The 18,949-nt window shown below is 72.0% G+C and carries 21 protein-coding genes; 12 read left to right on the top strand and 9 right to left on the bottom strand.

Features of this window, described 5'->3' with window-relative positions:
- Positions 1 to 130 precede the first annotated feature (130 nt).
- Together ACIBJG_RS09820 and ACIBJG_RS09815 are read left to right on the top strand one after the other, a co-directional pair.
- Complete coding sequence (locus ACIBJG_RS09820) at positions 131 to 1,102, top strand: helix-turn-helix transcriptional regulator (protein WP_399306218.1); 972 nt, start codon at positions 131 to 133, stop codon at positions 1,100 to 1,102.
- 76 nt (positions 1,103 to 1,178) lie between these two features.
- A complete protein-coding gene (locus ACIBJG_RS09815) occupies positions 1,179 to 1,700 on the top strand; it encodes a DUF4240 domain-containing protein (protein WP_399306214.1) in 522 nt (173 codons plus the stop codon).
- Between the two features lie 22 nt (positions 1,701 to 1,722).
- On the opposite strand, the gene ACIBJG_RS09810 is transcribed toward ACIBJG_RS09815, so the two are convergent.
- Positions 1,723 to 2,250 carry a GNAT family N-acetyltransferase gene (locus tag ACIBJG_RS09810; RefSeq protein WP_399306211.1) on the bottom strand — a complete coding sequence of 176 codons (528 nt, stop codon included), beginning with the start codon at positions 2,248 to 2,250 and terminating at the stop codon, positions 1,723 to 1,725.
- 51 nt (positions 2,251 to 2,301) lie between these two features.
- Here ACIBJG_RS09810 and ACIBJG_RS09805 point away from each other — a divergent pair, with 51 nt between their 5' ends.
- Positions 2,302 to 3,201, top strand: a complete 900-nt coding sequence (locus ACIBJG_RS09805; protein WP_399306208.1) for a TIGR01777 family oxidoreductase — start codon at positions 2,302 to 2,304, stop codon at positions 3,199 to 3,201.
- 189 nt (positions 3,202 to 3,390) lie between these two features.
- Entirely contained in the window at positions 3,391 to 4,740 is a 1,350-nt protein-coding gene (locus ACIBJG_RS09800) for an NAD(P)/FAD-dependent oxidoreductase (RefSeq protein ID WP_399306204.1), read from the top strand.
- A gap of 11 nt (positions 4,741 to 4,751) precedes the next feature.
- Here the strand turns inward: ACIBJG_RS09800 and ACIBJG_RS09795 are convergent, their stop codons facing one another.
- Positions 4,752 to 6,410: a regulator gene (locus tag ACIBJG_RS09795; protein ID WP_399306201.1), complete on the bottom strand. Its 1,659-nt coding sequence runs from the start codon at positions 6,408 to 6,410 to the stop codon at positions 4,752 to 4,754.
- A 310-nt stretch (positions 6,411 to 6,720) separates the two neighbouring features.
- Between ACIBJG_RS09795 and lipB the strand changes: the two genes are divergently transcribed.
- The 4 genes from lipB (at position 6,721) to ACIBJG_RS09775 (ending at position 9,868) form a co-directional block, all read left to right on the top strand.
- Positions 6,721 to 7,533 (top strand): lipoyl(octanoyl) transferase LipB, encoded by an 813-nt coding sequence (gene lipB / locus ACIBJG_RS09790; RefSeq protein ID WP_399306198.1) that lies wholly within the window; start codon positions 6,721 to 6,723, stop codon positions 7,531 to 7,533.
- Between the two features lie 132 nt (positions 7,534 to 7,665).
- Positions 7,666 to 8,631, top strand: a complete 966-nt coding sequence (gene lipA / locus ACIBJG_RS09785) for a lipoyl synthase (RefSeq protein WP_399306195.1) — start codon at positions 7,666 to 7,668, stop codon at positions 8,629 to 8,631.
- Between the two features lie 306 nt (positions 8,632 to 8,937).
- Entirely contained in the window at positions 8,938 to 9,138 is a 201-nt protein-coding gene (locus ACIBJG_RS09780) for a hypothetical protein (protein ID WP_399306192.1), read from the top strand.
- 19 nt (positions 9,139 to 9,157) lie between these two features.
- Positions 9,158 to 9,868 carry a DUF4191 domain-containing protein gene (locus ACIBJG_RS09775; protein ID WP_399306189.1) on the top strand — a complete coding sequence of 237 codons (711 nt, stop codon included), beginning with the start codon at positions 9,158 to 9,160 and terminating at the stop codon, positions 9,866 to 9,868.
- 92 nt (positions 9,869 to 9,960) lie between these two features.
- Here ACIBJG_RS09775 and ACIBJG_RS09770 read toward each other — a convergent pair whose 3' ends face one another.
- Positions 9,961 to 10,428 (bottom strand): RDD family protein, encoded by a 468-nt coding sequence (locus ACIBJG_RS09770; RefSeq protein ID WP_399306186.1) that lies wholly within the window; start codon positions 10,426 to 10,428, stop codon positions 9,961 to 9,963.
- 276 nt (positions 10,429 to 10,704) lie between these two features.
- Here ACIBJG_RS09770 and glnA point away from each other — a divergent pair, with 276 nt between their 5' ends.
- On the top strand, positions 10,705 to 12,114 hold the full coding sequence (gene glnA, locus ACIBJG_RS09765) for a type I glutamate--ammonia ligase (RefSeq protein ID WP_399306184.1): 1,410 nt from the start codon (positions 10,705 to 10,707) through the stop codon (positions 12,112 to 12,114).
- 168 nt (positions 12,115 to 12,282) lie between these two features.
- Here the strand turns inward: glnA and ACIBJG_RS09760 are convergent, their stop codons facing one another.
- Positions 12,283 to 13,884 (bottom strand): carboxylesterase/lipase family protein, encoded by a 1,602-nt coding sequence (locus ACIBJG_RS09760; RefSeq protein ID WP_399306181.1) that lies wholly within the window; start codon positions 13,882 to 13,884, stop codon positions 12,283 to 12,285.
- Between the two features lie 154 nt (positions 13,885 to 14,038).
- On the opposite strand from ACIBJG_RS09760, the gene ACIBJG_RS09755 reads away from it, so the two are divergent.
- A complete protein-coding gene (locus ACIBJG_RS09755) occupies positions 14,039 to 14,599 on the top strand; it encodes a TetR/AcrR family transcriptional regulator (RefSeq protein ID WP_399306179.1) in 561 nt (186 codons plus the stop codon).
- Positions 14,600 to 14,632: 33 nt separating this feature from the next.
- Here the strand turns inward: ACIBJG_RS09755 and ACIBJG_RS09750 are convergent, their stop codons facing one another.
- Both ACIBJG_RS09750 and ACIBJG_RS09745 read right to left on the bottom strand, forming a co-directional pair.
- Positions 14,633 to 15,019, bottom strand: a complete 387-nt coding sequence (locus ACIBJG_RS09750) for a VOC family protein (RefSeq protein ID WP_399306176.1) — start codon at positions 15,017 to 15,019, stop codon at positions 14,633 to 14,635.
- 126 nt (positions 15,020 to 15,145) lie between these two features.
- Positions 15,146 to 15,631 carry a hypothetical protein gene (locus ACIBJG_RS09745; RefSeq protein ID WP_399306173.1) on the bottom strand — a complete coding sequence of 162 codons (486 nt, stop codon included), beginning with the start codon at positions 15,629 to 15,631 and terminating at the stop codon, positions 15,146 to 15,148.
- Between the two features lie 135 nt (positions 15,632 to 15,766).
- On the opposite strand from ACIBJG_RS09745, the gene ACIBJG_RS09740 reads away from it, so the two are divergent.
- Positions 15,767 to 16,207, top strand: coding sequence for a hypothetical protein (locus tag ACIBJG_RS09740; RefSeq protein WP_399306171.1), 441 nt, complete (start codon positions 15,767 to 15,769; stop codon positions 16,205 to 16,207).
- A 52-nt stretch (positions 16,208 to 16,259) separates the two neighbouring features.
- Here ACIBJG_RS09740 and ACIBJG_RS09735 read toward each other — a convergent pair whose 3' ends face one another.
- The gene (locus ACIBJG_RS09735) at positions 16,260 to 16,529 is read right to left on the bottom strand and encodes a hypothetical protein (protein WP_399306169.1); all 270 of its coding nucleotides are present in this window, start codon (positions 16,527 to 16,529) and stop codon (positions 16,260 to 16,262) included.
- 120 nt (positions 16,530 to 16,649) lie between these two features.
- Between ACIBJG_RS09735 and ACIBJG_RS09730 the strand changes: the two genes are divergently transcribed.
- The gene (locus ACIBJG_RS09730) at positions 16,650 to 17,009 is read left to right on the top strand and encodes an arsenate reductase family protein (RefSeq protein WP_399306168.1); all 360 of its coding nucleotides are present in this window, start codon (positions 16,650 to 16,652) and stop codon (positions 17,007 to 17,009) included.
- Between the two features lie 20 nt (positions 17,010 to 17,029).
- On the opposite strand, the gene ACIBJG_RS09725 is transcribed toward ACIBJG_RS09730, so the two are convergent.
- A complete protein-coding gene (locus ACIBJG_RS09725; RefSeq protein WP_399306165.1) occupies positions 17,030 to 17,917 on the bottom strand; it encodes an alpha/beta fold hydrolase in 888 nt (295 codons plus the stop codon).
- Positions 17,914 to 18,828 carry a Gfo/Idh/MocA family protein gene (locus ACIBJG_RS09720; RefSeq protein WP_399306162.1) on the bottom strand — a complete coding sequence of 305 codons (915 nt, stop codon included), beginning with the start codon at positions 18,826 to 18,828 and terminating at the stop codon, positions 17,914 to 17,916. Before ACIBJG_RS09720 ends, ACIBJG_RS09725 begins: the two co-directional genes overlap by 4 nt.
- Between the last annotated feature and the right edge of the window lie 121 nt (positions 18,829 to 18,949).

The following is an 18,949-nucleotide window of genomic DNA, read 5'->3' as shown; positions in this document are numbered from 1 at the left end:
TGTCCGGCGTTTGAGGACATCCTTTTGAGCCCGGCCGGCGTTAGAGGCCACACCCGGCCCGGCCGGCGCGTGTGGCCGCCGCTCCCGGGCCGCGGCCACACGCACCCCGTACCGCGGCCACAATGGCCGCATGCGTGCTGCCCGGCTCATCAGAATGGTGCTGCTCCTGCAGTCCCGACCCGCCATGACCGCCGCCGAGCTCGCCCGTGAGCTGGAGGTGTCCGAGCGGACCGTCACCCGGGACGCCCAGGCGCTGTCCGAGGCCGGGGTCCCGGTCTACGCGGACCGGGGACGGGCGGGCGGGTACCGGCTCGTGGGCGGGTACCGCACGCGGCTCACCGGCCTCGCCCGTGACGAGGCCGAGGCCCTCTTCCTCTCCGGCCTGCCCTCCGCCCTGCGCGAGATGGGCCTGGAGGACGCCGCCTCCACCGCCCGGCTGAAGGTGTCAGCGGCCCTCATCCCCTCCTTCCGGGACGCCTCCGCCAGCGCCTCCCAGCGCTTCCACCTGGACGCACCCGGCTGGTACCAGGAACCCGCCACCCCGGGGCTCCTGCCCGCCGTGGCGGAGGCGGTGTGGGACGACCGCACGGTGCACGCCCGCTACCGCCGGGCCGGCCAGGACGCCGAGGTGGAGCGCGAGCTGGCACCGTACGGGCTCGTCCTGAAGGCCGGGGTCTGGTACCTCTGTGCCCGCGCGGAGGACGACTTCCGGGTGTACCGGATCGACCGCTTCACGGCCGTGACCGTGTCGGACACCCGGTTCGTCCGCGACGAGAGCTTCGACCTGCCCGCGTTCTGGGACGAACGCGCGGCCCAGTTCGCCCGGTCGATCCTGCGGACCCAGGTGACGCTGCGGCTCTCGGCGACGGCCGTGCGCCGGCTGCCGCACGCCGTGGACCGGGTCGCTGCCCGGGACGCCCTGGACGCGGCCGGGCCGCCCGGGCCCGACGGGTGGGTCACGGTCAGGCTGCCGGTCGAGTCCCTGGACGTCGCGTACGGCCAGCTGCTGGCCCTGGGGCCGGAGTTGGAGGTCCTGGAGCCGGCCGCCCTGCGCGGCAGGTTCGCGGCGGCCGCGGAAGCGTTGCACGCCCTCTACCGGTGACATCCTGAGGCCGTAAGGCTTCATTTCGGCCTCTGAGCGTGCATCGGCCGTCTCCGGGGCAGATGCTGGACCCGTGATGGACGAGACGGAATTCTGGGAGATCGTCGACAGCACCCGCGAGGCCGCCGACGGCGACCCCGAGGACCACGCGGACCTGCTCGTCGAACGGCTGGTGCAGCTCGATCCCGATTCCGTGCTGGACTTCGCGCGGCACTTCGAGGCCCGCTACAACCGGGCGTACCGCTGGGACCTGTGGGCTGCCGCCGCCGTGCTGCTCGGCGGGGCGAGCGACGACGCCTTCGACTACTTCCGCTGCTGGCTGATCGGCCAGGGCCGGGAGGTCTTCGAGGGTGCGGTGCACGACCCGGACAGCCTGGCCGAGCTCCTCGACGACTTCGACGAGGAGCTGGACGGGGACGCCGAGGAGCTGGGCTACGCCGCCGACGAGGCGTACGAGCAGCTCACCGGGGTGGTCGCGCCGGATCTCGGGCTGCCGCCGCAGGCGGCCGAGCCGGAGGGCACCCCGTTCGGCTTCGAGGACGACGCGGTCCTGGCGGCGCGGCTGCCCGAGCTGTGGCGGCGGTTCGGCGCCGGGTGAGGCGCGACCGGCCGGGCTCCGGTCACGGGCTGAGCGTCCGGCCCATCATCACGTCGTCCACGTAGCGGCCGCCGAGGAAGAACTCACCGGGCAGGACGCCCTCGACGGTGAATCCCTCCGCCTCGTACAGCGCGCGGGCGGGCGCGTTGTGACTCAGCACCCGCAGGGTGATCCGGTTCGCCCCCTGGCCGCGTGCGGCTCCGCACGCGGCGCGTATCAGCGTGCGGCCCATGCCGCGGCCCCGCGCCCAGCCGGCCACGGCGAGGCCCTGTATCTGCCGGACGTGCGCGTTGCAGGCCAGGGGGGTGGGCGGCACGATGCGGACGTACCCGGCGATGGCCGTCTCGCCCGCCGTGTTCACCGCCTCGGCCACCAGGATGTCCTCCGGCCGGTGCCGGTCGTCGAAGAACGGCTCGTACGGCGGCTGCGGCCGCGGGGTCACGGCGTGCAGCGTCGACCAGGTGCTCCGGTCGAGCTCGGCGAGGGCGGGGCCGTCGTCGAGGACGGCGGGTCGGACGGACGGTGCGGGAGGGGTGAAGGACTCGGCCATGGGCGTCACTGTGCCACGCGTCGTGGGCGGCCCATGGGGCAGGATGGGTCCATGCCGCACTCCCGTATCGCCGTCACCGGATCGACCGGACTCATCGGAGCGGCGCTGGTGCGCTCGCTGCGGGCCGACGGGCACGAGGTGGTCCGGCTGGTCCGGCGCCCGGCGCGGTCGGGGGACGAGGTGGAGTGGGACCCCAACCGCGGTTACGTGGACGTGGCCGGTCTCGTGGGCTGCGACGCCGTCGTCCATCTCGCCGGGGCCGGGGTCGGCGACCACCGCTGGACCGAGGCGTACAAGCGGGAGATCCGGGACAGCCGGGTGCTGGGCACGGCCGCGATCGCGGAGGCGGTCGCCTCACTGGACGTACGGCCGAAGGTGCTGCTGTCCGGGTCCGCGATCGGCTTCTACGGTGACACCGGGGACCGCGCGGTCGACGAGGGCGCTCCGCCCGGCGACGGGTTCCTGCCGTCGGTGTGCGTGGAGTGGGAGGAGGCCACGGCCGCCGCGGAGGAGGCCGGGGTGCGGACGGTGCACGCGCGCACCGGGCTGGTCGTCGCCAGGGAGGGCGGCGCCTGGGGCCGGCTCTTCCCGCTGTTCCGGGCGGGGCTCGGCGGCCGGCTCGGCAACGGCCGGCAGTACTGGAGCTTCATCGCGCTGCACGACCACATCGCGGCGCTGCGGCACGTCCTGGACACCCCTGAGCTGTCCGGGCCGGTGAACCTGACCGGACCGGCCCCGGTCACCAACGGCGAGGTCACCGCGGCGATGGGCCGGGTGCTGCGCCGGCCCACCCTGTTCACCGCTCCCGCGCCGGCGCTGCGGATCGCCCTGGGTGACTTCGCCGAGGACGTGCTGGGCAGTCAGCGGGTGCTGCCGGGACAGCTGCTGGACTCCGGGTTCGCCTTCGCCTTCCCCGGAATCGACGCCGCCATCAGGGCGGCTCTGCGCTGACCCTGCGCCAAGAACCGCCCACCGTCCCCGAATTCAGACGGACGTGCGACCCCGTGCCCCGGTGCTCCGGCCCGCGCGCGACTGCGCGCAACCCCGCCACCCTCCTAGCCTCATGCCGAACTCGCGCATTCCGGTGGCCTGTTGAGGGCAAGAGCCTCCCACCAGTTGCGCCGACTCGGGGAGGGGCACGTGCTCAGCACGGCACACCACGCGGACGTCGTCATCATCGGGGCCGGGATCGCCGGCCTGTCAGCGGCCCACCGACTGACCAGTGCGGGAGTCAGCGTCAGCGTCCTGGAGGCCGGCCCCCGCGTCGGCGGCCGGATGATGACCGACGAGGTGGACGGGTTCCGGCTCGACCACATAGGACCGCTTCTCACCACCTCGTATCCGGAGCTGTACGAGACGCCCGGACTCGACGGACTCGTCCTGCGGAACTTCGATCCGGGCGTGCTCGTCCACAGCGAGGGCCGCCGGTACCGGACCGGGGAGATACGCAGCCCCCGGGGCTCACGAAGCGCGCGGGGCGCATTCAAGGCGGCGCGCGCCCTCGCAAGCGCCCCCCGGGCGCCCCTGGGCGGGAGTCTCACCGGGGCGATGGGCGGGGCGATCGACCAGGCCCGGCTCGGCGTGGCGCTGGCCCGGCTCGCGGCCACCCCCCGGGCCCGTATCCTGGCCCGGCCCGAACGGGCCGCGCTCGACGCCCTGTCCGGCCGCGGCCTGTCCGCCCGGACGCTCAACGGCTTCGTACGTCCCCTGCTCACCGCGCTGCTCAGCGACCCCGCGCTCACCACGTCGAGCCGGTGCGCCGACCTCGCGCTGCGCGGCTACGCGAGCGGCAGGCTCTGTGTGCCGTCGGGGGGTTCGGCCACGCTGCCCGAGCTGCTCGCGGCCACGCTGCCGCCCGGCACCGTACGCACCGGCGTGCACGTCACGTCGGCGGACATCACCTCGGTGCGCACCAAGGAGCACGGCGAACTGGGCTGCCGCTCGCTGCTGCTGGCAACCGGCGCGGGCGCCGCCGCCGAGCTGCTGCCCGGTCTGCGCGTGCCGCCGTTCCACCAGGTGACGGTGGTCCACCACACCGCCCCCGCTCCCCCGCCGACCGGCGCCTCGCTGCTCCTGGACGCCGACCGTTCGGGTCCGGTCGCGCACACCGCGGTGATGAGCGAGGTCGACCCGGCACGCGCCCCGCACGGCCGGGTCCTGATCAGCTCGACGGTCCTCGGCACCCCGCCGCCCGATCTGGACCGCACCGTCCGCGCGCACCTCGCGGCGCTCTACGGCACGCCCACCGACGACTGGGAGCTGCTGGCGGCCCACCACGATCCGGAGGCGGTGCCCGCGATGCCGCCCCCGCACGACCCGCGGCGCCCGGTGCGGCTGCTCGCGGGTCTGTACGTGTGCGGTGACCACCGCGACACCGGCTCGGTCCAGGGGGCACTGTCCTCGGGCCGTCGCGCGGCCGGGGCGATCCTCACCGACCTGGGTGTGCGGCCCGCCCAGGCGGGCATCGCGACACTCCCGGAGGCGGCCTGAGCCTCCTGCCCTCATCCCAGCGCGGCCACCCGCTCCCGGTAGCCACGGACCGCGGCGGCGTCGCGGAAGGGTTCGAGGCGCCGTTCGAAGTCCCGTACGTACTCCGTGGCGCGCACCGACCGCATCTCGGCGGCCTGCTGCGCGGCTTCCGCGCCCAGCCGGCAGGCCTGGTCGAGCTCACCGAGTCCGAGCCGGGCGGAGGCCAGTACCACCCGGCAGAAGAGCCGGCTGCGGGCGTAGGCGGGGGCGCGCAGCTGGAGCGAGCGCTCCGCGTGCTGCGCGGCGACCCGGTACTGCTGGAGGTCCCGGTAGCAGTGCCCGAACTCGTCGGCGAGCTGGGCCTCGTCGAAGTAGCGCGCCCAGTGCAGCACCTCGTCGCCGGGGCGGGAGGACTCCAGTGCCCGTTCCGCCCGAGCGAGGGAGGCCGCGCACGCCTTGGCGTCGCCGAGGACGCCGTGTCCGCGCGCCTCGACCGCGTGCAGCAGGGCCAGTACGGCCTGCGGCGCGGACGAGCCGACGCCCTGCTGGGCCACCCGCGCGAGTTGCACCGCCTCCCGGCCGTGCCCGAGGTAGACGGCCTGGCGGCTCATGGTGATCAGGACGAAGCTGCCGTAGGCCCGGTCACCGGCGGCCTGGGCCAGCCGGAGCGCCTGGACGAAGTAGCGCTGGGCGAGCCCGTGGGCGGCGATGTCGTAGGACGTCCAGCCGGCGAGCCGGGTGAGATCGGCGGCGGCGGCGAAGAGCCGCCGCCCGGTGGCCTCCCCGTACGTGCCGCGCAGCATCGGCTCGGTCTCGTGCTCCAGGTACCGGACGAGGGCCTGCCTGGCGTGGCCGCCGCCGTAGGCGTTGTCCAGGGTGCGGAAGAGCTCGGCGACCGAGCGCAGGGCGGCGACGTCACCGCTGCTGACCTTCTGCCCGGAGCCCCGCTCGGTCTGCCGCTGCCGGGGGACGCCTGGGGGCCCGGAGCCGAGGACGGCCGGGGAGCCGCCCGGCCCGTACGGTCCGGCGGGCCGGGACGGGGTGGGCCCGCGCAGGCCGTGCCGGACGCCGGGCCCGGGGCCGCCCTGTTCGGGCACTCCGGGCACGGGCCCTGTGAGGCCACTCCCGGCACCGTACGCACCACCGTGCGCTCCCGGCACCGTGCGCGGCCCGGTGTGCGCCTGGACGGCGCCGTGCGCCCTGCCGGCCCCGCCCGCGACGGCGGCGGCCTCACCGGCCCGCCCCACCCACTCGTCCGCGCGCCCGATCAGCCAGTCCCGGCTGGGGACGACCAGCCCCGCCGGGGTGAAGGCGATCTTCCGCAGCTCCGCATGGCTGCCCGAGTCCTTGCGCCACAGTCCGCTGACGATATCGACCGCCTCGGTGGGGGTGGCCGCGAACTCCAGGCCCGCGTAGACGGGCGCGCAGGCGTCCAGGCCGAGGTCCTGCGCGGAGAGCCGGCGGCCGAGCCGCCTGGTGAAGACCTCGGCGATCAGCGCGGGGGTGGTGCCGCGCGGCTGCTGCCCGCGCAGCCAGCGGGTCACGGAGGTCTTGTCGTACCGCAGGTCGAGGCCGTGTTCGAGGCCGAGCTGGTCCACCCGGCGGGCGAGGCCGGCGTTCGAGAATCCGGCTTCGGTGATGAGCGAGGCGAGTCGGCGGTTGGGGGTGCGCTGCGGAGGTCGTTCCGACATCAGCTGTAGGGTCTCCTGCCTTCGGGGCCGGGCGGGCAGCCCCTCAGGGACTGTTCTGCGTTCTCCCCGCGGCGTCGCGGTGCTGGGCCCTAGGGAACGGCGCGAATTTAGCGGCCCTCGGGGCAGCCCCGGCCGCCTTCGCTCCACATTCATCCGATCGTGTGAGGATTGAGGGCGGCGCTGACGGGAACCACCTGCCGGGCCTCCGCTCCGACGCCGGTCGTACAGTGGCCGGAGGCGCGATTCGGTGCATGGTGACGTGACGACGGGACACCCCGGCCCCGGCACCGCAAATAGAGAGGCTGCTGTCGTGACTGAGCTTCGGTTCGTCCGTCTGGGATTCGGCGAGGATGCCGTCGACTACCAGGAGGCCTGGCAGAAGCAGCGCGAGGTGCACGCGGCACGGTTCGAGGACACCGTCCCCGACACCTGCCTGCTGCTGGAGCACCCGCCCGTCTACACCGCGGGCCGGCGCACCGCCGACAGCGAGCGGCCGCTGGACGGCACCCCGGTCATCGACGTGGACCGTGGCGGCAAGATCACCTGGCACGGCCCGGGCCAGCTGGTCGGCTACCCGATCCAGAAGCTGCCGCGCCCCGTGGACGTCGTCGCGCACGTCCGCCGGCTGGAGGAGGCGCTGATCCGTACGGCCGCCGAGTTCGGCGTGGAGACCAGCCGGGTCGAGGGCCGCAGCGGCGTCTGGGTCCTCGGCGACCCGGTCGATCAGCGCCCGGCGATCGGCGGGCTGTCCCTCGACTTCGACCCCCGGCTGCAGGACGAGGAGTTCGACGCCCGGCTGAACGGCCCCGAGTACGCCCCGTCCAACGCCGGCCAGCGCCGCGAGGACCGCAAGCTCGCCGCGATCGGCATCCGGGTCGCCAAGGGCGTGACCATGCACGGCTTCGCCCTCAACGTGAACCCGGACAACACCTCGTTCGACCGGATCGTGCCGTGCGGCATCAGGGACGCGGGCGTCACCTCGCTCGCGTACGAACTGGGCCGCGACCTCACGATCGCCCAGGTGCTCCCGGTCGTCGAGAAGCACCTGCGGGACATCCTGGAGAACGCCGAGCTCGCCCCGCGCACCATCGAGCGCACGGCCGATGCCGTGGCCACGGCCTGACCCTCGGAGCACCTCTCCGGGAATAGGCCCTGCCGGCCACAGGTTGGGCAGACGTAAAGCCGTTTGAACTACGGGCGTACCCTGGTGTTCGCCGAAGAATCCAATGCAGCGAGAGCAAAGGGGAGTGCCGGAGTGTCCGCTGTCGCACCCGACGGGCGCAAGATGCTGCGCCTCGAGGTCCGGAACAGCCAGACCCCCATCGAGCGCAAGCCCGAGTGGATCAAAACCCGGGCGAAGATGGGCCCCGAGTACAACCAGTTGCAGAAGCTCGTGAAGAGCGAGGGTCTGCACACGGTGTGCCAGGAGGCCGGCTGCCCCAACATCTTCGAGTGCTGGGAGGACCGCGAGGCCACGTTCCTCATCGGCGGCGACCAGTGCACCCGGCGCTGTGACTTCTGCCAGATCGACACGGGCAAGCCGCAGGCGCTGGACCGGGACGAGCCCCGCCGCGTCGGCGAGTCGGTCGTCACGATGGACCTGAACTACGCCACCATCACGGGCGTCGCGCGCGACGACCTGGAGGACGGCGGTGCCTGGCTGTACGCGGAGACCGTGCGCCAGATCCACGCGCTGACGGCGGATCGGGAGGGCGGCCACACCAAGGTCGAGCTGCTGATCCCCGACTTCAACGCGGAGCCCGAGCAGCTCGCCGAGGTCTTCTCCTCGCGCCCCGAGGTACTGGGGCACAACGTGGAGACGGTGCCGCGGATCTTCAAGCGGATCCGCCCCGGCTTCCGCTACGAGCGTTCCCTGGAGGTCATCACCCGCGCCCGCGAGGCCGGTCTGGTGACGAAGTCCAACCTGATCCTCGGCATGGGCGAGACCCGCGAGGAAGTCAGCCAGGCACTCCAGGACCTGCACGACGCGGGTTGCGAGCTCATCACGATCACGCAGTACCTGCGGCCGACGCCGCGCCACCACCCGGTGGAGCGCTGGGTCAAGCCGCACGAGTTCGTGGAGCTCAAGGAGGAGGCCGACGAGATCGGCTACTCCGGCGTGATGTCCGGACCGCTGGTCCGCTCCTCGTACCGCGCGGGCCGGCTGTTCCAGCAGGCGATGGAGCGGCGCGGCGCGGTGGCCGCGGCGCCGACCGCGTAACGGCACCGTGTGAATCCGGGCACAAGAAGCTACTGAACAGTAACGGCTGAATCGACGCGGCCCACACGCTCCTCGCAGGCCGGAGGCGCGGATGGGCCGCGTCGGCGTGCGCGGCGCCGATATCAAGGTTTCATTGGTGTTTGACCGACCGGTCATGCGCTGGTAACACCAAGCAGTGACCCTGGATGCACGCAGCGCAGTGGTTTCGGGGCCACTGCCGCCCTGCGCCCCGTATCCAGTCCGCGCAGCACACTCCGCCCGCCGGGCACCACCGGTGAGCGCATTCGTTCCGAGGGGAATTCCACGATGCAGGCCGCGCCGGTACGCGCCACCGCCCTTCCGTCCGTCACCGATGCCCTCCGCGCCGTCGAGTCGCTGCTGCTGAGCAGCGGCCAGCGCACCGCCCGCCGCAACGCCTGGACGGCGGTCCTCGAAGACCGCCGCCGGGCCAAGGACCGGGTCGAGTCCGAGTACGTACTGGAGGCCGTGGCCGACCACCGTTCCTAGGCCACGTAAACTTCCTTGCATGGCGAGGAAGGCAAAAACCACTGAAGGCGCGGACAGCGCCGAGAACGCGGGGCGGCTCAAGCAGATCGCCCTGACCTACAAGATGACCAGGCGGACCGACACCAAGATCGGTCTTGTCGTCGCGGGTGTGGGAATCGTCACCTTCGGTGTCCTCCTCGCGATCGGTTTCTTGATCGACCACCCGATCTACCTGGGCATCCTGGGCTTCGTGCTCGCCCTCCTCGCGATGGCTATCGTCTTCGGACGGCGTGCCGAGCGGGCGGCCTTCGGGCAGATGGAGGGACAGCCGGGTGCCGCGGCGGCCGTACTGGACCGCGTGGGCCGCGGCTGGACGACGACGCCTGCGGTCGCGATGAACCGCAGCCAGGACGTCGTCCACCGTGCCGTGGGCAAGGCGGGCATCGTGCTGGTGGCCGAGGGCAACCCGAACCGGGTGAAGGGCCTGCTCGCGGCCGAGAAGAAGAAGATGGCGCGCATCGTGGTCGACGTACCCGTGCACGACATCATCGTCGGCAACGACGAGGGTCAGGTGCCGCTCAAGAAGGTGCGCACCAAGATGCTCAAGCTGCCGCGCGTCCTGACCGGCCCGCAGGTGACGGCGGCCAACGACCGGCTGCGCGCGATGGGCGACCTGATGAGCAACATGCCGCTGCCGAAGGGCCCCATGCCTAAGGGCATGCGGATGCCGCGCGGCGGAAAGATGCGCTGAGCGGACTGAGAGACCGAAACGAAGAGGGCGGGTCGCCAACCAGTGGTTCGCGACCCGCCCTCTTCGTTTCGCTTCGTTCCGGTCTCCCGGTCTCAGATGCGGACCTGAACGGCGCGGGCCAGCCGGTCGTGCAGTCCGCGGCCGTCGCGGTCCCAGACCAGGGCCGGGATCACCAGGCACAGCAGCAGGCTGCGCACCAGCACCCGCCCGAACCCCAGGCGCCCGCCGTCCTCGGCGACGACCTTGATGCCCAGCAGGCGCTTGCCGGGCGTGCAGCCGATGGTCCCGACGGTGAGCACGCTCAGTACGAGGAAGACGCCGAGCGCCCAGTTGCCCGTCGCCTGCTGGTCACCGCGAGCGAACAGCCCGTATGCGATCAGCAGGCACAGGGCCCAGTCGACGAAGATCGCGCCGAAGCGCCGCCCGAGCGGGGCCACGGCGCCCGGTCCCTGCTCGGGAAGCCCGAGCCGCTTGCCCCGGTACCCGAAGTCGGCGCCCATCTCCTCGGCGGCCGCACGCGGCCCGGAGAGCCACGATCCGATTGCTTGCCTGTTGTCCACCCGACCACGGTACTGCGCCCGCCTCCGGCCCCGGCGGGGCGGGGCCCGGGGCCGCCCCGGACACCCGGCCGAAACCGGTCCGGAACGCGCCGGGAACCGGCCGTCCCCGCGCTCATGAGGTGCCACTCACACCCGGCTCGGTTAACTTCGGCGAAACAAATGGGTCATGCTTGAGAAATCCGGTCTGCCTATGGTCGGGTCCAGCGTGTGCCACCGCACTGGCCGCACAACGAGCTGCAACCCCGTCCCTCCCGGGCCGGGAGTAGGAGGAGTTGGATGTTCCAGAACGCCGACGACGTGAAGAAGTACATCGCCGACGAAGACGTCAAGTTCATCGACGTCCGGTTCTGCGACCTGCCCGGTGTGATGCAGCACTTCACCATCCCGGCGGCGGTCTTCGACCCGACCGAGGAGCTCGCCTTCGACGGCTCCTCGATCCGCGGCTTCCAGGCCATCCACGAGTCCGACATGGCGCTGCGCGCCGACCTGTCGACGGCCCGTGTCGACCCGTTCCGCCGCGACAAGACCGTCAACATCAACTTCTTCATCCACGACCCGATCACCGGCGAGCAGTACAGCCGTGACCCGCGGAACATCGCCAAGAAGGCCGAGGCGTACCTCGCCTCGACCGGCATCGCCGACACCGCGTACTTCGGCCCCGAGGCCGAGTTCTACGTGTTCGACAACGTCCGCTTCCAGACCTCGGCGAACGAGTCCTTCTACCACATCGACTCCGAGGCCGGCGCCTGGAACACCGGGTCGGAGGACAACAACCGCGGCTACAAGGTCCGCTACAAGGGCGGCTACTTCCCGACCCCGCCGGTCGACCACTTCGCCGACCTGCGTGCCGAGATCTCCATGGAGCTGGACAAGAACGGCCTCCAGGTCGAGCGCCAGCACCACGAGGTCGGCACCGCCGGCCAGGCCGAGATCAACTACAAGTTCAACACGCTGCTCGCCGCGGCCGACGACCTGATGCTCTTCAAGTACATCGTGAAGAACGTCGCCTGGCGCAACGGCAAGACCGCGACCTTCATGCCGAAGCCGATCTTCGGTGACAACGGCTCGGGCATGCACGTCCACCAGTCCCTGTGGGCCGGCGGCGACCCGCTGTTCTACGACGAGCAGGGCTACGCGGGCCTCTCGGACATGGCGCGCTACTACATCGGCGGCATCCTGAAGCACGCCCCGTCGCTTCTGGCGTTCACCAACCCGACGGTGAACTCGTACCACCGCCTGGTCCCCGGCTTCGAGGCCCCGGTCAACATGGTGTACTCGCAGCGCAACCGCTCCGCCGCGATGCGCATCCCGATCACGGGCTCCAACCCGAAGGCCAAGCGCGTCGAGTTCCGCGCCCCGGACCCGTCGTCCAACCCGTACCTCGCCTTCTCGGCCCTCCTGATGGCCGGCCTGGACGGCGTCAAGAACAAGATCGAGCCGCCGGAGCCGATCGACAAGGACCTGTACGAGCTGGCTCCCGAGGAGCACGCCAACGTCCAGCAGGTCCCGACCTCCCTCCCGGCCGTGCTCGACGCCCTGGAGGCGGACCACGAGTACCTCCTGGCGGGCGGCGTCTTCACGTCCGACCTGATCGAGACGTGGATCGACTTCAAGCGCACGCAGGAGATCGCCCCGATCCAGCTGCGCCCGCACCCGCACGAGTTCGAGCTGTACTTCGACCTCTAGGCCGCAGTCCCGGGTGACCTGGTCCGACGTCCTGGAAACAGGATGTGACCACCACCCGGCCGATGCTCCGGCCCGATGCCGGAAACGCTGCGAGGGCCGCTGCCCCCTGGTCGGGGCGGCGGCCCTCGTCGGCTTTTACCGGCTGTCGCGTGCTCCGTCAGGCCCCCTTCATCCCACGGTGGGGGCGAGTGCCTTCCAGAAGGCGTAGTGGTGGTCGCCTGCGAAGTCGGTGCGTCCCATGCGGTCGGACGCGAGCCGCTGCACATAGGGACCGCGGGTCGTGAACCGCTTCCACGTGGGCAGGCCGTCTCTGTTCATCTGCCCGGTGGACGCGAACCGGCTCCAGTAGGCGGTCACCGTGTCCGACAGCCCTGCCTGCACGGTGTCGAGCGGCTCATACAGGTCGTTCTCCAACAGGTAGGCCAGGTCGACCATGTGGCCGGTGCCGAGCGAAAAGCTCGTCGGTCGCGGCACTCCCCTGAAGTACGGTGACGCGGCCTCCGCGAAGTCGTAGGCGTAAACGGGGGTGTAGCGGGCCAGCGCGCGCTGGGTGTCGAGCGCCGCGGTCGACCACTCCGAGTCGGTCAGCACGGCCGACAGTGCCGCTCCGGGGGCCGGGTGGTCCGCCACCGGGTACTCGGCCAGGACCGCGGCAGCGTCCTTCCCGAACTGCTCGGCGACCTTCTCGGCGTACCCGTCGGCGGTCAGCGGCTTCCCCGTCATGGTCTCGTCGAGTCCGGCCAGACCGCTCATCTCGTCGTGCGTGGAGCCGTGCAGCACAGGTACGCGGGCGAACCGCCCGGCGGCGATCGCCTGCGCCGGGGGCTCGGGCAGCACCTTGCCGTCCACCACGGGTCGATAGCCGTCGTGTCCTGAGGCGGATGCCTCGATCAGCTCGGCGGTGGACCTTCGCCGCAGACAGGAGTCAAGGGTGCGCGCACCGTCGCAGCCTGCGGCTTTGGCGACAGCGCGACCGTTCACCTCCGCCTGCGTGCGGGTGAACGAGCCGTCCGGCCCGACGCAGCCCGCACTCTGCACGATGGCCTTGCTGAAGAGCCCACGGGCTCCGGGCGATACCAGCTGGGCGCAGACGCTGTAACCGCCGCCGGACTGCCCCATGATCGTGACATTGCGGGAGTCGCCGCCGAAGGCACTGGCATTGCGGCTGACCCATTTCAGTGCGGCCTGCTGGTCGAGAAGACCGAGGTTGGCCGGGGCGCGCAGACCGGGCGCGGCGAGGAAGCCGAACGCCCCGAGCCGGTAGTTGATCGTCACGACCACCGCGCCCTGCCGCGCGGCGGCCAGCTTGGCCGCGCGGTAGGTGGCGCCGTCGCCGTAGGTGAAGCTGCCGCCGTGAATCCAGACGATGACCGGCAGCCGCCCCTTCGTCCGGCCGGCCGGGGTCGTGACGTTCAGGTAGAGGCAGTCCTCACTGCCGCCGCCCTCGATCGAGATGGGCTGGTCGGTCGGCTGCGCGCAGGCGTTCTTCGGGGTGCGGGCGTCCAGCGGCGTCGACCAGTGACGCACCGGCTGCGGCTCCTTCCACCTGCGCTCTTCGGTGGGTGGGGCGGCGTAGGGGATGCCCTGGAACGTACGCACCGCACCGGCGACCACGCCCTGCACCGGGCCCTCGGCGGTCGTCACCCGGGTGGGGGTGTCCTCGTTTCGACGGTCCGCGGAAGCACGGCCGCCCGTGTACACCGTGGCGGCGAGCGTCGCGGAGACAGCGACCGCGGCAAGGGCTGTGACGCGGAACTTCCTGGTTCTCATCCGTGCTCCTGGGATCGGCGTGACCTTCGACGCCGGGAACGGTAGCCAGGCTTTGGGCAACTGCGCAAGACGGTCGCCCAATACGTTTGTATGAGTCGATCGCCTGAGTCAATCGTCTGGCACAAACGCGCAGATCATTGTTAGGCTCCGCCGCATGGGAAACCGGGAAAAGCTGCTGGAGGCCGCCAGGCAGTGCCTCTTCGAAAAGGGCTACGAGCGCACGACGGTCCGCGACCTCTCCTCCACGGCAGGCGTCAGCATGGCGGCGATCGGCTATCACTTCGGCTCGAAGGAGGCGCTGCTCAATCAGGCGCTCTTCGAGGCGCTCGACTCGGGAGACCATGCCTTCGGGCCGTCAGCAGGTGACGCCGGCCTCGGCGCCCTGTGGCGGCGGCTGATCGAGGCGTTCTCGGCCAACCAGACGTTCTGGATCGCCAATCTGGAGACCGTCCTGCGTGCGCAGCGCGATCCGGAACTGCGTGAACAGGTGGCCGCCGGGCTGCGGCAGGGGCGCAGCGGCATGGCGCGCGAGGTCACCGGAATCGCCGAGGCCGAGCTCCCCGAAGCCACGGTCCGCGCCCTCGGCTCGGTGCAGCTCGCCCTCGTCAGCGGCCTGATGATGCAGCACCTCACCGACCCCGGGTCCGCGCCCACCGCCGACGAGGTGCTGGCGGGTCTGCGGGCGCTGGCCACGTACCTTCCCGAGGAGGCGTGAGTCCCGTCGTCCGGGACTACGCGCCTCCCACCATCACTTGCTGTCCACGATCTGGATCAGGTTGCCGCACGTGTCGTCCAGCACCGCGACCGTCACCGGCCCCGCCTCCAGCGGCTCCTGGGTGAAGCGCACTCCGAGGCCGCGCAGCCGGGCGAACTCCGCGGGGACGTCGTCCACGGCGAAGGAGGCGGCCGGGATGCCGTCGCGGACCAGGGCCGTCTTGTAGGGCTTCACCGCGGGATGGCCGTCCGGCTCCAGGAGGAGTTCGGTGCCGTCGGGGTCGTCCGGCGAGACCACGGTCAGCCAGCGGTCCTTGCCGACCGGGACCTCGGCCTTCTTCACGAAGCCCAGCACGTCCGTGTAGAAGCGCAGGGCCTTGTCCTGGTCGTCGACGAAGACGCTGGTCAGATGGATCCTCATGGGGCTCTCCCGTCGTCGGGCCCGGTCGGTCGGTCCGCGTCCGGGGCGTGGGCGTCACTCATGACGGCACGGTACGCGGTCGCTGCGGCCCCGATCAGCACGATCGGTAACCGCCCCTGTCGACGGTCAGTGCCGCAGTGCCCTGCCCACCTCGGCTTTGGTGTCGCCGTCGAGTTTGCGGTTGCTGCGGGCCGTGGCGTCCTTGGTCCCCTTCGAGGGCACGTCGTCGACCGTCACCACGACCGTGTCCTGCAGCTTGCCGTCCGGGGCCTTGAAGTTGACCTGCACGGCGTAGGACTGCGTGGAACCGGTGCCGTTCGTCACGGTGATCTTCGAGGTGGCGTGGCCGTCCTTGTCGGTGGCGGGGGCGCCCGCCCTGACGTCGCCGCTCGCGTTCACGCCGTCCTTGAAGCTGTTCAGCTTGTCCTCGGCGGCGGCCGTCGCCGAGGCGACCACGTCGGCGCCCCGGGAGGCGACGGACGATGCGGCCGATGCCGCCTTGGACACCGTGCTGGACGCGCTGTCCCCGTCGTCCGAGCATGCCGATGCCGTGAACGCCACCGTCATCGCCACCAGTACCGCGCTCGCGCCCCGTACGCCTCGCCTCGTCATCACGCCTCCCAGGACTTGTCCGTCGGCCCAAGTCAAGGCGGCCGCAGGTGGGGGCGCATGCGGTGTAGGCCGGACGGGTGAGGGGGTCGCGGCGGTGGGGTCGCGGGCGGGGTGCGGACCACCGAGGCTGGGGTGATGAGCGAGCAGGCCGCCCCCGGTGCACCAGCGCCGCCGCCCCCGAGGAGGCGGCGGCTGTGGCCGTGGGTGCTGCTGTTGATCGCCGTGCTGCTCGCGCTCGGGGCCGGTGCGGTCTCCGCCGTGCTGGCCCGTGAGGTCTCGGCGGAGAGCTCGCGCACCGTACACATCCGGTACGAGGTCACCGGCGCCGCCGAGGACGTGACGCTGACGTACAGCACGTGGAAGGGCGAGGAGCTGTCGACCGCGCGGCTGAGGCTGCGGAGCCTGCCGTGGACCGGGGAGCTCGACACCAAGAGCTTCATGCGTGGCGGTTCGTTCGTCGTCAGTCTCGGGAAGTCGGGTGGTGACGTGGCCTGTTCGGTGACGGTGGACGACGGCATCCGCCGCACCGACAGGGCTTCGGGCGCCTTCGCCACCGCCACGTGCAGCGGGTACTGAGCAGGGACTGTGCCCCTGGGGCACAGTCCCTGACGGTCGGCCGGGCGACCGGTCAGCGGCCGTAGCGGATGAGTGCGCGGACCATGCGGCAGGTGGTGTCGGACGGCGGGTGGATGGCGAGGCGCTCAGCGGCCGTGCGTATCCGGGCGTTGCTCGCGCTCGACGGGTGGTAAACGCCCACGTCGAGCAGGGCGATCGCCAGGCGCATCGCCTTCAGGCGGCGATTGTGGGAGACGTACCACTCACGGGGACGGCCGGCGGGGAGCGGCTTCTTCTTCAGGGGTGTGTCGAGCGGCTTGGTCGTGACTGCGGCTACGGCCATTGGCAACCTCCTGGCGCGGTGGTGGAACCCTCACGAACTACCCCCATTTTACTGCCCACCACTGACAATCACCCCTGGCCAGAGGGGTTTTCGCAGGGTCCATCGCGTACCTTTGGCCCCATGGAGATCTGGATCAATCCTGCCTGTTCCAAGTGCCGCAGTGCGCTGACGCTGCTCGACGCGGAGGGTGCCGACTACACCGTCCGCCGCTACCTGGAGGACGTCCCGTCGACGGACGAGATCCGGGCCGTACTCGACCGGCTGGGGCTGGAGCCGTGGGACATCACGCGGACGCAGGAGGCGGACGCGAAGGAGCTGGGGCTCAAGGAGTGGCCTCGTGACGCGGATGCGCGGGAGCGCTGGATCACGGCCCTCTCCGAGCATCCGAAGCTCATCCAGCGGCCGATCATCACGGCTGAGGACGGCACGGCCGTGGTCGCGCGCACGGATGAGGCGGTACGGGACGCGATGGGGCGCTGAGGCGGTCTGTCCGGTCCTCCTCAGCCCAGGCCGTCGAGGAACTGAGCCAGCTCGCGGTTCAGTTCGGCCGCCGTCGGCTCGTGGAGCGGCAGCGCATGGTGGGAGACGCTGGGCAGGACGATTGTCTCCGCGTGCGGCAGCAGCCGGCGCGCGGTGGCCGCCACCCGGGCCGCGTCATGGGCCCGGCTGTGCTCGGCGAGCAGGATCAGGGCCGGTACGTCGAGTACCCGCAGCGCCTCGGGGGACGGGCGCGGTCCGGTGACCGGCCGGGCCGCGGGGAATCCGGCCGCCGCCTCGCGCAGCCGCAGCCAGGCCGGGTCGAGTGCGGCGCCGCCCGTCTCCCATGCCAGGAAGGCGCGCGTCCGTGCTGGGCTCGGGCGCAGCAGCATCGGGAGCGCGTGGAGGAGATAGCCGGGGCGGAAGCCGGAGAAGCAGCCGGTCGGGTCGACGAGGACCAGTTTGTGTACCCGGTGAGGTGCGTGCAGGGCGTACTGCAGGGCGATCCAGCCGCCGTACGAATGGCCGCACAGGGCGGTGGACTCGGCACCCAGGCCGTTCAGTACCGCGTCGAGCCAGGCGTTCAGGTCGTCCACGGTGCGGATGGCCCGCGTCCCGCGCTCCCCCGCCACGCTGCGGCCCGGTTCGCCCACGAGGTCCACGGCGTGCACCCGGTGGCTGCGGCCCAGTTCGACGGCCTGGGCGTACCAGACCGTCGAAGTCGAACCGCCGCCGGGCAGCAGGAGCAGGGGCGGTGCGTCCTTGGGCCCGTAGCTGTTGAGGTGGGTGGTGCCGTACGGGGTGGGGATGTCTGTCTGCGCCGTTCCGGCGGGCCACTTGGCCGTGATGACCTCGTCGTACGCCGCGAGGAAGGCGGCGTCGCCGGTTGCGGGCCGTGGGCTGGAAGTCATGAGGTGCTCCCGGCCTGCGCCTCGGCGTCCGCGAGCAGTTCCGTCAGCCGGAGCCCGAACCGTACGTCGCAGGGGTGCGGCTCCCCCGTACGCACCGATTCGATCAGCGCGTCGACCGCTGCGCCGAACGCCCCGGCGGCGCCCTCCCACCGGGGCAGGCCGACGACGCCGTGCTCGCCCCTGAGCTCGATCCCCACCCCGGCCGCCGCCACCGGCGCGGCCAGCGTGAGCGTCACCGTGCTGGAGGCGCCGGAGGTGTGGCGCAGGACGAGGTGGTGGGTGCCGGCGGGGCCTCGGACCGCGGTCAGGGCGGTGATGTCGCCGAGTACCGGGATGAGGACCGAGAGCGCGTGCGGGCCGACGTCCCACAGGCCGCCCTTCTCGCGGCGCCAGGGGGACACGGCGTACTCGCTGTCCGCGCCAGGTGCCCACAGGGCGCCGATCCACTCGGCGTGCGCGGTGAACCAGCCGCCGGCCGCGCCCTGTTCGGCGATCCAGTCCGCGGTCTCCGGGGCGAACCGCAGCGTGCAGAAGACGATCGAGGCGACCCGTGCCTGTTCGGCGGCCTCGGCCACCGCGCGTGCGCCCTCGACGGTCGTGGCCACCGGCTTGTCCATCAGCAGATGGCAGCCGGCCGCCGCGGCCCGGGCGGCCAGGGGCGCCTGGACGTCGGGCGGCAGGGCGAAGGCGACGGCGTCGCTCGCGGCGAAGAGCTCGTCGAGCCCCGCGTCACCCGTGTACGCCGTCGCGCCGTGCGCGGCGGCGAGCTCCTCGGCGGCCTCGGCCCTCCGGCCCCACACCCCGCTGAGTACGACGCCGGGGTGGGCGGCGAGGGCGGGGGCGTGGGTGATGCGGGCCCAGGGGCCCGTACCGACCAGGCCGATACGCAGGGGGGTCACGGGTGTCGTCATGGGACCAGTGTGCCCGGTACGCCCGACCGCCCGGGAGGTCCGGCCCTCCGGAACGGGGAGGAGGCCGGAGCCCCGGGCCCTGTATACGACGGGGCGAATATTCGGCGTCCGGCGGCGCCCA

The sequence above is a fragment of the Streptomyces sp. NPDC050422 genome (genome assembly GCF_044458665.1).
GTDB lineage: Bacteria > Actinomycetota > Actinomycetes > Streptomycetales > Streptomycetaceae > Streptomyces.
This window is presented reverse-complemented; position numbering and strand designations above follow the sequence as displayed.

Coding starts and splice junctions, on each gene's coding strand:
- ACIBJG_RS09820 (WP_399306218.1), top strand. CDS start 131: ATGCGTGCTGCCCGGCTCATCAGAATGGTGCTGCTCCTGCAGTCCCGA.
- ACIBJG_RS09815 (WP_399306214.1), top strand. CDS start 1,179: ATGGACGAGACGGAATTCTGGGAGATCGTCGACAGCACCCGCGAGGCC.
- ACIBJG_RS09810 (WP_399306211.1), bottom strand. CDS start 2,250: ATGGCCGAGTCCTTCACCCCTCCCGCACCGTCCGTCCGACCCGCCGTC.
- ACIBJG_RS09805 (WP_399306208.1), top strand. CDS start 2,302: ATGCCGCACTCCCGTATCGCCGTCACCGGATCGACCGGACTCATCGGA.
- ACIBJG_RS09795 (WP_399306201.1), bottom strand. CDS start 6,410: ATGTCGGAACGACCTCCGCAGCGCACCCCCAACCGCCGACTCGCCTCG.
- ACIBJG_RS09780 (WP_399306192.1), top strand. CDS start 8,938: ATGCAGGCCGCGCCGGTACGCGCCACCGCCCTTCCGTCCGTCACCGAT.
- ACIBJG_RS09775 (WP_399306189.1), top strand. CDS start 9,158: ATGGCGAGGAAGGCAAAAACCACTGAAGGCGCGGACAGCGCCGAGAAC.
- glnA (WP_399306184.1), top strand. CDS start 10,705: ATGTTCCAGAACGCCGACGACGTGAAGAAGTACATCGCCGACGAAGAC.
- ACIBJG_RS09760 (WP_399306181.1), bottom strand. CDS start 13,884: ATGAGAACCAGGAAGTTCCGCGTCACAGCCCTTGCCGCGGTCGCTGTC.
- ACIBJG_RS09755 (WP_399306179.1), top strand. CDS start 14,039: ATGGGAAACCGGGAAAAGCTGCTGGAGGCCGCCAGGCAGTGCCTCTTC.
- ACIBJG_RS09750 (WP_399306176.1), bottom strand. CDS start 15,019: ATGAGGATCCATCTGACCAGCGTCTTCGTCGACGACCAGGACAAGGCC.
- ACIBJG_RS09745 (WP_399306173.1), bottom strand. CDS start 15,631: ATGACGAGGCGAGGCGTACGGGGCGCGAGCGCGGTACTGGTGGCGATG.
- ACIBJG_RS09740 (WP_399306171.1), top strand. CDS start 15,767: ATGAGCGAGCAGGCCGCCCCCGGTGCACCAGCGCCGCCGCCCCCGAGG.
- ACIBJG_RS09735 (WP_399306169.1), bottom strand. CDS start 16,529: ATGGCCGTAGCCGCAGTCACGACCAAGCCGCTCGACACACCCCTGAAG.
- ACIBJG_RS09730 (WP_399306168.1), top strand. CDS start 16,650: ATGGAGATCTGGATCAATCCTGCCTGTTCCAAGTGCCGCAGTGCGCTG.
- ACIBJG_RS09725 (WP_399306165.1), bottom strand. CDS start 17,917: ATGACTTCCAGCCCACGGCCCGCAACCGGCGACGCCGCCTTCCTCGCG.
- ACIBJG_RS09720 (WP_399306162.1), bottom strand. CDS start 18,828: ATGACGACACCCGTGACCCCCCTGCGTATCGGCCTGGTCGGTACGGGC.